This window comes from Bacillus sp. PK3-037, from assembly GCF_054161355.1.
Map to the genome: position 1 here is coordinate 3,606,136 of NZ_CP096408.1, position 13,614 is coordinate 3,619,749.

The following is a 13,614-nucleotide window of genomic DNA, read 5'->3' on the forward strand; positions in this document are numbered from 1 at the left end:
GGCACTGTTTGTATTATAGCATTTGTTGCTTCCAAATGTTTGGTTAAACCGATAGAGTCGGTGCTTGCTCCGGCTGTTTGTTCTTTTCTGTTTCTGTAATGATGACGGCACAGGCCGCGTCTCCTGTTGTGTTGACCACTGTGCGAAGCATATCAAGCAAGCGGTCTATTCCGAGGATCAATCCGATCCCCTCAACAGGCAGGCCGACTGATTGAAGCACCATGGCGAGCATAATCAAACCGACTCCCGGAACACCCGCAGTTCCCACACTTGCTAATACAGCCGTCAATATCACCATCAGCAATTGCGTAAATGTAAGATCATGTCCGAATACCTGTGCAATGAAGATGGTGGCCACCCCTTGCATAATGGCTGTCCCGTCCATGTTAATCGTCGCCCCGAGCGGCTGAACAAAGCTGCTGATCGGCTCAGGCACTTTTAGTTTTTTCTGGGCTACATCCATTGATACCGGAAGCGTTGCATTGCTGCTTGAGGTACTGAACGCAACGACCATAACTTCTGAGAAATCTTTAAAGAACGTAATCGGATTTCTTTTTGCTAAAAGAGCCACTGTTGAACCGTATGTGACGATTGCATGTATGACAAGAGACAGCGTAACAACAATCATGTACAGCCCCATCGCTTTTATTGCACTGAATCCCTGGCTGCCGATAGCTGTCGCAATGAGACCAAACGTGCCGTATGGCGCAAACTTCATGACTAGGTTGACCAGATACATCATCAGTTCATTGCCCTGCTCCACGACTTTCAAAAGCATATCCGCTTTTTTGCCTAGCATCGTAATCCCGAGTCCGACAAAAATGGAAAACACGATAATCTGGAGCATATTTCCTTCGGTCATCGCTTGAACGGGATTGGCCGGAATCATGTTCAGAAGTGTGTCAGCAATACTCGGCGCTTCTTCTGCCTCGAATTTAGCGGATGAGACATCATAAGTGCCAAACTCACCCGGCTTAATGACAAGCGCCAATATAAGCCCGATCGTAATCGCCACCGCTGTCGTGATGAGAAAATAAGAAATGGCCTTCACACCGATTCTGCCAAGCTTTTTAGGATCTCCAAGCCCGGCAACTCCTAATGTAAGAGAGAAAAAAACAATCGGCACGACAAGCATTTTAATGAGGTTTAAAAAAATGGTGCCAAGAGGCCCGAATACAAACTTATTCAAATTTTCAAATAATTCAGGCGATGTTACGTTAAGAATAATCCCTGTGACGGCACCCAGAACCAATGCAATGATGATCTTTGTTGCCAGTTTCATCCGCATTCCTCCTTTTTTGAAAAAAAGCCCGCGAGAGACTCCCGCGGGCTTTGGCTGTATCATAAAACCACAGGATTCTCTCTTCACGCTGATGAGGTTAGCTGCCGGGTTCGGACGAAGAGATGTCCGTTTTTCAGATGAAAAATGAACCCCAAAAGATCGGGTCCCCCACTCCTTTTAAAAAGGATTAAGCGTGTGGCTTACTATTGTATGTTGTAGTTTTATTTATACAGAAAATATCCAATTTTGTAAACTATTTTTTGTTACTTTTTTCTCGGGGTCTTTTAGGCCCTTTCTCCTTGTTGGTCACATCAAGAATATCAAGGAGAAATACAAAGATCGGAATCCCGATAATTAAGCCCCAAATGCCGAGAAAGTGCTCAGAAAAAATCAGGACTGTAAATGTGAAAAAGATCGGCAGCTCTGTTTTCGCTGACATCAGCTTCGGATTGAGGAAATATGTCTCAATCGCATGGATGGCGAAAATGACAAGCACAATGTAGAGCACATACATTCCGCCGCCTGTGCTGTATGCAATAATGCTAAGCGGGATCAGGGAGATGACAACGCCAGCTACCGGGATCAATCCGAGAAAGAAAACCATGATGGACAGCCCCAACAGCTGAGGGAAGTGCATAATCCAGAGTGCAATAAAAGTCAGTATGCAGTTCACGAGCGCGATGATAAATTGTGCCTCAAGCACCTTGCCGAACGTTCTCGCGAATTTACCTCCGAAAAAAGCAATCTCATTATAAAAAACAGCAAGCTTGCTCGTTTTAAACTGCTCCATAAATTCAGACAGCCGTTTTTTCTCGAATAAGAAGAACATGCTGAGAATGAGCGCCATCACGATCTGCAAGCCAAATGTGCTGATATCGGCCAGATACGTATAAAGTACATTGAAACCCTCTTTGACATACGAACTGATATTAATATCTCCGAAAACACTTGTGATCTCATCAAAGAAAGGAATGCTGCTTGGATGATACGCAATATGTTTAATCTGCTTGATCAGCTGCTGAATCTGTGCGGCAACGACCGGATAAAACACAAACCCTCCGACTGTAAGCAGCACGGCCAGCAAAATGTAGAGAAACGTAATGACAACCCGCTGGCTCACGCGGAAGAACCGGCTTAAAAACTGCCGGACGACAAGCTCCAAACGATCCATAAGAAATGTGAAAATGAAGGTCAGCAATATTAAGTTGATCATGCTCTTAAATAGATATAACACACCAGTTAACACGACAAAGATGGAAAAACGCCTTACTCCCGGGTGCTGAAAAAATTTTACTAAAGCGGCCATTTATACACTCCTGTTAGGACAAACGTCCTTCATTCAATATAGTATCCATTTGTAAATTATATAACAAAAAAATGCTGAGGTCTCTGTCCTCACCTTAATTATTCTTAAACAATTAAAAAAACGGCCTCATGAATGGGCCGTTCCTTTTTTCAGACTGCTGTTTTCATTTTTTTCATGCCTTCTACAGCCTCCACGCTTTTTGCTTCATCGAATTCTTTTTCGCTTTTTGCAACGATGATTGTGGCGATTCCGTTTCCGATCAGGTTCACAATCGCTCTTCCTTCACTCATGAAACGGTCGACACCAAGCAGAAGCGCAAGACCCTCAAGCGGAATGACCTGAAGTGCTGACAGCGTTGACGCAAGAACGATAAATCCGCTTCCTGTCACACCGGCTGCCCCCTTCGAAGTCAGCATCAGAACGAGGATAATCGTAATTTGCTGGCCGATGCTGAGATCCACTCCAAACACTTGAGCCAGAAAGACAGTCGCCATTGATAAATAAATGGATGTTCCGTCAAGGTTAAACGAATAGCCGGTCGGAATAACAAGCCCGACGACTGATTTTGAACAGCCGTAGCGTTCCATTTTATCCATCATTCTCGGAAGAACCGATTCTGAAGAGCTTGTGCCGAGCACGATGAGAAGCTCATCTTTGATGAAGCGCAGGTAATTCCACAGGCTGAATCCGTATAGCTTGCAGATGATATTTAGAACAACAAACACGAACAGGAACATTGTGATATACACGGACAGCATTAAGCTGGCAAGCGGCTTGATGGAATCGAGTCCGAAGTGCCCGATCGTATACGCCATCGCTCCGAATGCGCCGATTGGAGCGGCACGCATAACGTAGCCGATAATTTTGAAAAAGACATGTGAAACTTTATCAAAGAAATCAATGACGCTTTTCCCTTTTTCACCTAACGCCGCTAGACCGACTCCGAAAAGAATGGAAAAGAATAAGACCTGCAAAATGTCCCCTTTTGCGAAGGCATCAACCATGTTGGACGGTACGATGTGTGTGACAAATTCAACCCAGTCAATCCCCTGGCCGCCATTTTGCGTGTATTGTGAGACATCTCCCTTTTCAAGCTTGCTGTAATCGAGGCCCGCACCCGGCTTCATAATATTGACGACAAATAAACCGATAATGAGTGCAAGAGTCGTAACAACCTCGAAATAAATAAATGCTCTTCCCCCTACTTTTCCAACCTTCTTCATATCGCCCATTTTTGCAATCCCGAGAACGATTGTGAAGAAAATAATTGGAGCGATCACCATTTTCACAGCGTTGATAAAGGTATCGCCAAGCGGTTTCATTTCTTTTCCGACATCCGGCCAAACCAATCCGACAATGACCCCGATGATGACCGCGGTTATGACTTGAACTGTTAAATTTTTAAACAGTTTCATATTCTTCCTCCCCCTGTCCTAGTCGCCTTTGTGTCTTTCTTACTAGAATGATAGCGTTTTCATTAGGGGTGGGGAAGTTTATGTTCATAACGGACATTTTGGTCTTTTTGGTCTCAGGTTTACACTTTAAATATATAGCGGTTGACGGGGCGTCCGACTCCTCCGTACTGAACATCAAGCTGAATCGTTCCGTTCTTTTCGAGATAATCAAGATAGCGTCTCGCTGTCACTCTGGCGATGCCGAGAGCCTTGGCAACCTCTTCAGCAGAAAGAGGCGACGTTTGCTGCTTCAAAAAAGCAATGAGCTCATTCATCGTAAAATGATTCAATCCCTTCGGCAGATCCTGTACGGCCTGCTGCGGGATATTGAGGATGGCATCAAGCTGATCCTGGGACAGCGTGTCGTTCTCCTCTATTTTTTGTTTATACCGCTTATATTTTTCAAGCGCCTGTCTCATGCGTTCGAGCTTAAACGGTTTTAAAATATAGTCAACTGCCCCATTTTGCAGCATAAGAGCAATTGTTTCCTTGTCTTTTGCAGCGGATACGACGATGACATCAACCTCAAGCTTTTGCTTTCTGATCTCCTGCAAGGTTTTGATCCCGTCTTTTTTCGGCATGTACACATCCAGAATCACGAGTTCGGGCTGATTTTCTTTGATCAGCTTGATGCCTTCGTCCCCGTTCCCCGCTTGTGCGCAGACGGTAAAGCCATTAACGGTTGTTATGAAATCCTTATTGACTTCCTGAACCATCGGATCGTCTTCAATGAGCAGAACCTTGATTTCCTTACGAGCCATGCTGCGCTTCCTCCCCCTTCATCGGAAAAACGATTGAAAAAGACGTTCCCTGTCCCTGGTGAGAATCAACCTCTATCGCACCCGACCCTTTGTCTGTTATTTGCTTGACTAAATAGAGTCCATAGCCTGTGCCGCCTGTTTTATTCACTGTAAATCCTTTTTCGTAAAGGTACGGCATATGTGTGTGTTGAATCCCGCATCCGTTGTCTTCTATTAATATCGCAAGGATATCCTCCGTTTGTTCAATGCTGATGTCAATTCGTTTGTCATCAGACTGAACGGTTTCAAACGAGCCGAAGGCATTTTCAATCAGGTTGCCGAGAAGCACAACGATATCATGCTGGTCGACATGCTCGGGAAATTGCTGCAGGCTGCTGTTTTCATCAATATGCACAGCAATGCCGAGCTCTTTTCCCCTTCTGATTTTACTTAACAAAAGCCCCGCCGCGGCGTCATTTTGAATGGAGCGATGCAGAAACTCAGTGACGTTTTCCTGCTCGGTTGAAGTCTGAAACGCCAGCTGCAGCGCTTTTTCAGATTTCCCGAGCTGGATCAGGCCTGCGATGGTATGGAGCTTGTTCATATGCTCATGATTTTGGACGCGGAGCGCTTCGACAAAGTTTTTGACACCCGTCAATTCCTCTGCCATCTTGGCCGCTTCCGTTCTGTCCTGAAAAATCGCTACGGCGCCGATGACTTTTTTCTTCATGACGATCGGAATCCTGCTGCTCATGATGACCTTTCCGCTCACACGAATTTCTTCATTATAAACCGCCTTGTTCCGTTCCACGATTTCAGGCAGGCGCGAATCCTTGAGTACATCCCAAATCACCTTTCCGACCAGATCGCCCTGCACCTCAAAAATCTGTTTGGCTTTTTCATTAAATATTGTGATGATATGCCGGTTGTCAATGGCGATCACGCCTTCGTTCATAGAGTGAAAGGTAGCGGTTCGCTCTTCATACATTCTGACAATCTCATGAGGCTCGAGCTGAAACATTTGTTTTTTGATATGGCGGGCAAGCAGGAACGAACCCGCCAGGCCGAACCCGAGTGTCAGCACGACGATGAAGGCGATATCCCTTCTTAAATGAAACAATATATCAGCCATCCCCGGCAGTGTTTTTCCGACGAGTACGACGCCGACCTGGTTCAAATCCTGATCCTTTACCGGATAAAAGGCCCGGACAGCCGTCCCGATCTCGCCCGCTGCTTCTGAGAAATAAATGTGCTCCGCAAACGCCGCTTCTTCATCTGCACCCTTTGACTTTTTTCCGATGTTTGTGGTGACAGGATGAGTATAGCGAATGTGATCCATGTCCATGACGACAATGTAGTCTGCTTCATTGATCATCCGGATCTCCTCAACCGCATGCCGGACGGCTTCTGTTTGTTCTTTTCGCGATAACGCCTCTTTCACCTCGGTCATCTCCGACACCGTCCGAGCCGTATTCATCAGCCGTTTTTTCAGCTCCCTTTCCTCTGTATGCTGAATATTGCCTATGAGCACAATGCCGCCGATCAAAAAGGAGAAAATGACGAGTATGTAGGAAAGGATCGTGATTTTCCAGCGGATTGAGAGCTTTTTTTTGTTCATCAGCTTCTCCTTTCAGGTCTTTACGAATCACATCTGCCCCATTATTCTTAACATAAGGGAGGGGGCTTTTCATGAAGAGTTTGCTTGCATGTCTCGGTCTGATGATCGCCGGAATTGCAACCGCTTTATTTATCGGATTCCATGACCGTTCAAACAGCGAAGAGATTGTATATGATGACGATCAGGAAGGCTTACAGGATCAAATCGTATTCAAATTCAGCCACGTTGTTGCTGAAAACACGCCAAAAGGGCTGGCCGCCAACAAATTCGCCGAGCTCGTAAACGAGAAATCAGGCGGGAAAATGAAAATTGAAGTGTTCCCGAATGGAAGCCTGTATTCGGACATTGAAGAAATCGAAGCATTGCAAAATGGCGACGTGCAATTTATCGCCCCCTCCACATCGAAGCTCGGTATGCTCTCTCCTGAATGGGGAGTTCTTGATCTTCCGTATGCATTTACAGACTATGACGCGGTTAAAAAAGGGCTGCACGGAACAATTGGAACACAGCTGTTTGATTCTTTAAAGAAAAACCAATTAAAGGGCCTGGCGTACTGGACAAACGGCTTTAAGCAAATCACCACGAATCAAGGCCCGGTCAAAACCCCGGATGATTTAAAGGGACAAGACCTGCGCATTATGCAAAGTAATGTAATAGAGGACCAGTTCAAGCTGCTTGGCGCAGCACCCCACCAGGAATCTTTCAATTCTACTTTTCAGCTGCTAGAAAACAATATAGTAGACGGCGAGGAAAATACAATCTCAAACATCTATTCTAAAAAATTTTATAATGTTCAAGACTATTTGACAATAAGCAGCCACGGTTACCTCGGCTACGCTGTGATGACTGATGAGCATTTCTGGAACGCGCAAACACCGGAAACAAGACGCATTCTGACTGAAGCGATGCAGGAAACAACGGAGTGGAATGAAACGTATGCCGAAGAAATGAACAAGGAGCAGCTGGAAGAAATCAAAAAACATTCTTCTATTAACATCTACGAGCTGTCGGATAAAGAGAAAAAAGAATGGATGAAGCGCCTTGATCCTGTTTACCGGCAGTACGAGCCAATCTTCGGCCGGAAGCTGATTCAGGAGCTTCTGGAGCTGCGCAAGGATTCGTAGCCCCCATCCCAATACGCTGCTTTTCGTTTATCTTTGTTCCCACCGGAAATATAGAAAGAGAGACACGAAAAAAGGAGATGGGAACATGTTTAAACATACGAAAATGCTGCAGCATCCTGCTAAGCCAGATCGTCCAGATCCATTATTCGCTAAAAAAATGCAAGAAATTTTAGGCGGGCAATTCGGAGAAATTTCTGTTGCCATGCAGTACTTATTTCAAGGCTGGAATACAAGAGGAAATGAAAAATACAAGGATTTGCTGATGGATACGGCAACTGAGGAACTCGGGCACGTTGAAATGATCGCTACGATGATCGCCAGACTTCTTGAGGATGCCCCGCTTGATGAACAGGAAAAAGCGGCTGATGATCCGGTCATCGGTTCCATCATGGGCGGCATGAACCCTCACCATGCCATTGTATCAGGACTAGGCGCCATGCCGGAAAGCAGTACAGGCGTACCATGGAGCGGAGGCTACATCGTAGCGAGCGGAAACCTGCTGGCAGACTTCCGCGCCAATCTGAATGCGGAGTCACAAGGCCGTCTGCAGGTTGCACGCCTATTTGAAATGACGGATGACAAAGGCGTGAAAGATATGCTTAGCTTCCTGCTGGCGCGTGACACGATGCACCAAAATCAATGGCTCGCCGCTATTAAAGAATTAGAAGCACAGGAAGGCCCAGTTGTGCCGGGGACATTCCCGAAAGCACTCGAAAAACAAGAATTCTCGCATCAGCTGATCAATTTCTCTGAAGGCGAAGAAAGCGCCGAGCAATCCTGGCTGAAGGAAAAAGCGCCGGATGGAGAAGCGTTTGAATATGTGAAAGAAGCTAAAGCTTTTGGAGAAAAACCGGAATTGAAGCCAGCTCCTCCTTTTGTTCATAATACGCTTCCTGGACGTGAGTAAGAGGCTATCATAAAAAAGATAGATCACTCCAGCTGTGATCTATCTTTTTTGTGCATTTTTTGCCACTCAAGCATCTCCAGACGATTGCCAAATGGATCTGAAATATAGAATCTGTCCGCTCCCGGAAGTTTATTGTCCTCAACTATTCCAATTCCGTTGCATTTCAAATGTTCTTTTAAACCTTCTATATTCATAACCTCAAAGGCAGGGTGTGCTTTTTTAGCGGGAACAAAAGGTTCTTCTATCCCGATATGCAATTGTTTATTCCCAAAAGTGAACCAGACCCCGCCCCGGGCTTTTAAATCATCAGGTTTTTCAATTTCCCGAAAGCCTAATATCCCGCCGTAAAATTGTCTTGCAATAGTTTCACAGCCTTTAGGAGCAGCAAGCTGAATATGATCAATTTCATTAAAATGAAAAGTCATCCGAATCAATCCCCCTGATTTCACATTTGAATGCCATTTTCTTCATTCTAATTCAATCAAAATAACAGGAGACTATCTTTATTGTTATTATGAGCGATAAAATCAGCTTATCATCTTTTTTAGGACGACTTCCCATACCTACGCTTTTGTCACGGTCCATCCAGGCTCGTATTCAATTTCCCGGTTCTCTAATAAGCAAGCGGCCCCCTCTGCATCAACCTGAGTAATCGCCACTTCTATTGAAGATAACGTAGCCTTTTGCCCGATTTCTTCATAGATAGCGTCATGTTCGTTCTCCATAAAATGATCATAGGCAGCTCTGTTCTCCCAAACGCTGATGATTTCTGCGGTGAACAGCCCATCTGCTGTTTTCCGCCAGCCGCCGGACTGTTTGATGAAGCCACTTACATGTGATAGTGCTCCCCACTGTGACTGCGCCTTCGAAAATGCTTCAGCGTTTGCCGCGTCCACACCACATACAATCTTTTTGATCAGCATTTTGATTCCTCTGTTATGACCGTTTCCGCATGAATGTGCTCGACGCAGAGATTCACGGTCCTGACGTAAGAGCGTGTGCGGTGTATGGTGCCTTTTGGGACAAGCAGGCTGTCATTCGCTTTTAACACCGCGGTTCCTTGATCCTTAAAATCAATAAGCAGCTCTCCCTCAAGAACGATAAATAATTCATCTGTGTCAGGGTGATGGTGCCAGTCGTATTCTCCTGTAAACACAGCGAGCCGTACACAATGGTCATTAACCTCTGAAATGGAGAAATTAGCGTGCTTTTCTTTGACTTCATTTGCAATGGCGAGCAGGTTTTGCATCTCAGGCATAAGTGAAAACTCCTTTTTCACCTATTCTACCGCAGCAGCGTCATTGGAAGGTATATTTTTTTCCATTTCATCATAAAAAGCGATCCAGCTGCTGCGCCGGATCGCTTTTTATTTACAGGTTGTCTGCCTTTTATGCTTTACTTAGTTAGTCGTTGTCGCGGGCGTTTCCGCCTTTTGAGCCGATTTCTTGATAGAATTCCTTATCATGATTTTTGCTTGTCGCTTCTCCGCCTTTACGGCCGATTTCTTGATAGAATTCTTTATCATGATTTTCGCTAGTGGCTTCTCCGCCTTTTTCACCGATTTCTTGATAGAACTCTTTGTCATGGTTCTTGCTAGTGGCTTCTCCGCCTTTTTCGCCGATTTCCTGATAGAATTCTTTGTCATGGTTTTTGCTAGTGGCTTCTCCGCCTTTTTGACCAATCTCTTGATAGAATTCTTTATCATGGTTTTTGCTAGTCGTTTCTCCGCCTTTTCTACCTGCTTCTTCTCTGCTCATTTTGTTATCTTGTGCCATTTTGAATTCCTCCTTTAATTGGTGTTGGTTGTTGTATTCCCGCTGTCATTTCTTTTAAACAAACAAAACACATTGAGTGTGTTTTAACTGAAAAAAGCAGACGGAATGCGGTGCCCGTCTGCTTTTCTTCTATTCATGATTCTGTTCTGTTTCTATGAGCCGCTCAAGGACGCGCCGCTTTTTATAGAGCATCATGCCTGTTTCGGTAATGTCGTTTAAGGTCGAGCGATTAGCCGCCGCGCCAAAGACCATTCCCGCGACCGGCACCATTTGAAAAAGCTTTTTCCAGCCAAAGGTGTCACGGTAGCCTAAAACCACTTCCCTCCAGCCTTGGATTTGGGAAGCGACATTCTTATATGTACGGTCCTGATCATAATCTTTTAATTCTTTCAGAATGGATTTTTTACCGACAACATCTGCTGAAGTAAGCTGCAAACATTTTACTATAAAAACCCGCTCTTTTTTCTCCTTTGGATCATAGCCATAGGCCACTGCGATATCCTGCAGTGTTTTTAATGATAAACCGAGCACAGCCGGAATGTCTGCCGCCAGTGTAAATACACCGCCCACACCCGTGGTCGCTCCCTGAACGGTTGCAGCGTTGATTCGGTTTTTGCCCATCGCTTCAGCAACATCATCCATAACAGCCAGAGGCGCTTTTTGTACGTCCTCCAGTGATTCAAAGGTTTGCTCGGGCAGTTTCTTTTGAAACGTTTTGATAATCTGTTTTTCCGATGTCAGGTACTGTCCTCCAGTTTGAACAAAGCTGCCCACCTCATCCAAAAGCTTGCCGATCTTTTTCTGGATGAATTCCGGCGTCAGCTTGTCCAGCAGCTGAAACGGGAGACGGCTGAGTTTTTCCCAAAACCAGACTTTTTGCTGCTCTTTTTCCCATTTCTCTATTTCTTTTAATTGCTGATGTAAGTCTTCTTTTCGTTCTGTTATCACCCAACTCGCACTTCCCTTCCGTTTTTCTACTATATAGTATACCTTCATTTTTCTCTAAAACGTTTTTATTTTTCACCTGCGGGTACCCTTTTTATAAAAGCAGAAGGAGTGATGGAAATGCCTTGGTCTATGAAGGATTACCCCGCTTCACTGAAAAATCTCGAGAAGCCTGTGAAGAAAAAGGCGATTGACATTGCGAATGCCATGATTGATGAAGGCTATGAGGACGGACGCGCCATTCCGATTGCGACGAGCAAAGCAAAGGAATGGGCGGAAAACGCCTCAAAAAAGGAAATTGACGACTTTCTCAAACATGATGATGAAACAGAACGCGATGAGGAGGCAAACGATGACGCCAGACCGGAGCTAATGAATAAAGCGGAGCATGTCATCAAGCATAAAAATGGCTGGGCCGTCAAAGCTGAGGATGCCAAACGTGTATCTGAAATCAAGGAGACGAAAAAGGAAGCGATTGAACGGGCGAAGGAAATTGCGGAACATAAAGGCACAGACGTCATTGTTCATTTGGCTGACGGCAGTGTGCAGAGAAAGATAAAAACAGAATCATAAGCAAATATGCTTTTGTACGTTTCGGGACTGGCTGGAACGGTTATTGATATATAAATCATTAAGGAGAGGTGAATATGATGCTTAGCTTTTTGGTTTCATTAGTTATTGCTATCTTAATTGGACTAATCGGAAGCGCCATCGTCGGCAACCGCATGCCGGGAGGAATCTTCGGTTCGATGATTGCAGGGCTGATCGGCGCATGGATCGGGCACGGTCTGCTCGGAACTTGGGGACCGAGCCTCGCAGGATTTGCCATTATTCCGGCAATTATCGGGGCAGCGATCTTCGTATTCTTACTGAGCCTCGTATTCCGCGGACTGCGCAAGGAAGCCTAGATATTAGATGATTCAGGAGACATCGTTTCATACAGAAACGATGTCTTTTTATGTATGGACCTTATCAGATGCCCTACATATCATGTTACATAACAGGGAAAAATTTGAGTGTCATTTTTGACCATCATTGGTTGACAAGAAATCGTGATGATCATATGATGTAGATAAAATAATTTGGTTTAAGGAAACTCTTTGTTGTATGGCAAAAACAATTAGAATTCAGGTGAATACATGATGAATAAGGACATCACAGCACAATCTCCCCGTTCCAAAGCAGTCCAAGACGCGCTTGACGGGAAAAGCAGAGGATTCAGAGGACTGCTGCCTTTTTTAGGCCCGGCGTTTATTGCAGCCATTGCCTATATCGATCCCGGTAACTTCGCAACAAATATATCAGCTGGTTCTAAATATGGATATATGCTGCTATGGGTGATTTTATTTTCTAATATCATGGCGCTCTTGATCCAATCACTCTCCGCCAAACTCGGTATCGCGACCGGCAAAAACCTGCCTGAGGTCGCTCGTGAGGAATTTCCTAAGCCCGTCTCTATCGGCTTATGGATTCAAGGCGAGCTCGTCATTATCGCGACTGATCTGGCGGAATTTATCGGAGCGGCATTGGGACTGTATTTACTGTTCGGCATCCCGATGCTCGAAGCGTCTATTATTGCGGCGATCGGCTCCTTCGCGATTTTGGAGCTTCAGCGCCGCGGTTATCGCTCACTTGAAGCCGGTATTGCCGGCATGCTGTTTGTAGTGGTCATCGCCTTTGCGCTGCAGACCTTTTTTGCAAAGCCGGATGCCGTCTCAGTGATGAAAGGACTTTTCGTTCCGACATTTCATGGTACCGACAGCGTGCTTCTTGCAGCAGGTATTCTCGGCGCAACCGTTATGCCGCATGCCATTTATTTACACTCTGCCCTCACACAGCGGCGGGTGGTCGGCAAAACAGATGCTGAACGGAAGAAAATCTTCAGATTCGAATTTATTGATATTTTAATAGCGATGCTGATTGCAGGGGCTATTAATGCGAGTATGCTGATTGTGGCTGCCGCATTATTCTTCAAAAACGGGCTGTTTGTCGAGGACCTTGATGTCGCGTTTCAGCAGTTCGGTCATCTTGTCAGTCCTGTTTCAGCCGCGTTATTCGGAATCGGCCTGCTGGTAGCGGGCCTGTCCAGCTCGTCTGTCGGAACACTTTCAGGCGATGTGATTATGCAGGGATTTATCAACTACCGCATCCCGCTGTATGTACGGCGGTTCATCACCATCATTCCGCCGATCTTGATCATTGCATCAGGAGTCAATCCGACGTCGGCTCTTGTGCTGAGCCAGGTGGTTCTTTCCTTCGGCATTGCCTTTGCCTTAATCCCGCTTATTATGTTCACAAGCAACAAGCGGATTATGGGTTCGCTGATCAATGCCAAATGGGTAACAGTGGTTTCTTGGCTGATCGCTGTGCTGATTGTTGCTTTGAATGTGTTTTTGATCGTCGATACGTTCCGTTAGAAAAAAACCGGCTGAAAGAGCCGGTTTTTTATTTTAGCTTAAAAGC

Annotated in this window: 15 protein-coding genes and 1 riboswitch; of the genes, 5 read left to right on the top strand and 10 right to left on the bottom strand. The window is 45.4% G+C overall.

Translation table 11 applies throughout. From position 1 onward, the window contains the following. Positions 1–43: 43 nt before the first annotated feature. The 5 genes from M1D69_RS18645 to dctS form a co-directional block, all read right to left on the bottom strand. Positions 44–1,282, bottom strand: coding sequence for a dicarboxylate/amino acid:cation symporter (locus M1D69_RS18645; RefSeq protein WP_059334525.1), 1,239 nt, complete (start codon positions 1,280–1,282; stop codon positions 44–46). A 72-nt stretch (positions 1,283–1,354) separates the two neighbouring features. Beyond that, positions 1,355–1,486, bottom strand: a riboswitch (cyclic di-AMP (ydaO/yuaA leader). Between the two features lie 49 nt (positions 1,487–1,535). Further along, on the bottom strand, positions 1,536–2,588 hold the full coding sequence (locus M1D69_RS18650; protein ID WP_101864025.1) for an AI-2E family transporter: 1,053 nt from the start codon (positions 2,586–2,588) through the stop codon (positions 1,536–1,538). A gap of 149 nt (positions 2,589–2,737) precedes the next feature. Then, on the bottom strand, positions 2,738–4,003 hold the full coding sequence (gene dctP / locus M1D69_RS18655; RefSeq protein WP_458105234.1) for a C4-dicarboxylate transporter DctP: 1,266 nt from the start codon (positions 4,001–4,003) through the stop codon (positions 2,738–2,740). A 119-nt stretch (positions 4,004–4,122) separates the two neighbouring features. Then, on the bottom strand, positions 4,123–4,803 hold the full coding sequence (locus M1D69_RS18660; protein ID WP_322013184.1) for a response regulator: 681 nt from the start codon (positions 4,801–4,803) through the stop codon (positions 4,123–4,125). Next, the gene (gene dctS / locus M1D69_RS18665) at positions 4,793–6,400 is read right to left on the bottom strand and encodes a two-component system sensor histidine kinase DctS (protein ID WP_458105233.1); all 1,608 of its coding nucleotides are present in this window, start codon (positions 6,398–6,400) and stop codon (positions 4,793–4,795) included. Before dctS ends, M1D69_RS18660 begins: the two co-directional genes overlap by 11 nt. Before the next feature lie 71 nt (positions 6,401–6,471). On the opposite strand from dctS, the gene M1D69_RS18670 reads away from it, so the two are divergent. Both M1D69_RS18670 and M1D69_RS18675 read left to right on the top strand, forming a co-directional pair. Next, positions 6,472–7,524 carry a TRAP transporter substrate-binding protein gene (locus M1D69_RS18670; RefSeq protein WP_458105232.1) on the top strand — a complete coding sequence of 351 codons (1,053 nt, stop codon included), beginning with the start codon at positions 6,472–6,474 and terminating at the stop codon, positions 7,522–7,524. Positions 7,525–7,609: 85 nt separating this feature from the next. Next, positions 7,610–8,431 carry a manganese catalase family protein gene (locus M1D69_RS18675; RefSeq protein ID WP_458105231.1) on the top strand — a complete coding sequence of 274 codons (822 nt, stop codon included), beginning with the start codon at positions 7,610–7,612 and terminating at the stop codon, positions 8,429–8,431. 23 nt (positions 8,432–8,454) lie between these two features. Here the strand turns inward: M1D69_RS18675 and M1D69_RS18680 are convergent, their stop codons facing one another. From M1D69_RS18680 to M1D69_RS18700, 5 genes are all read right to left on the bottom strand, one after another. Beyond that, a complete protein-coding gene (locus M1D69_RS18680; protein ID WP_256766651.1) occupies positions 8,455–8,856 on the bottom strand; it encodes a VOC family protein in 402 nt (133 codons plus the stop codon). Positions 8,857–8,994: 138 nt separating this feature from the next. After that, positions 8,995–9,354, bottom strand: a complete 360-nt coding sequence (locus M1D69_RS18685; protein ID WP_256766650.1) for a YdbC family protein — start codon at positions 9,352–9,354, stop codon at positions 8,995–8,997. Beyond that, on the bottom strand, positions 9,348–9,689 hold the full coding sequence (locus tag M1D69_RS18690; RefSeq protein WP_458105230.1) for a cupin domain-containing protein: 342 nt from the start codon (positions 9,687–9,689) through the stop codon (positions 9,348–9,350). The genes M1D69_RS18685 and M1D69_RS18690 overlap by 7 nt, the downstream gene beginning before the upstream one ends. A 145-nt stretch (positions 9,690–9,834) precedes the next feature. Next, positions 9,835–10,206, bottom strand: a complete 372-nt coding sequence (gene gsiB / locus M1D69_RS18695; RefSeq protein WP_010333086.1) for a glucose starvation-inducible protein GsiB — start codon at positions 10,204–10,206, stop codon at positions 9,835–9,837. Positions 10,207–10,335: 129 nt separating this feature from the next. After that, complete coding sequence (locus M1D69_RS18700) at positions 10,336–11,154, bottom strand: EcsC family protein (protein WP_458105229.1); 819 nt, start codon at positions 11,152–11,154, stop codon at positions 10,336–10,338. A gap of 117 nt (positions 11,155–11,271) precedes the next feature. Here M1D69_RS18700 and M1D69_RS18705 point away from each other — a divergent pair, with 117 nt between their 5' ends. The 3 genes from M1D69_RS18705 (at position 11,272) to M1D69_RS18715 (ending at position 13,568) form a co-directional block, all read left to right on the top strand. Then, a complete protein-coding gene (locus M1D69_RS18705; protein ID WP_458105228.1) occupies positions 11,272–11,724 on the top strand; it encodes a DUF2188 domain-containing protein in 453 nt (150 codons plus the stop codon). Between the two features lie 77 nt (positions 11,725–11,801). Further along, positions 11,802–12,059, top strand: coding sequence for a GlsB/YeaQ/YmgE family stress response membrane protein (locus M1D69_RS18710; protein WP_010333083.1), 258 nt, complete (start codon positions 11,802–11,804; stop codon positions 12,057–12,059). A gap of 231 nt (positions 12,060–12,290) precedes the next feature. Further along, a complete protein-coding gene (locus tag M1D69_RS18715) occupies positions 12,291–13,568 on the top strand; it encodes an Nramp family divalent metal transporter (RefSeq protein ID WP_049809886.1) in 1,278 nt (425 codons plus the stop codon). Positions 13,569–13,614 lie beyond the last annotated feature (46 nt).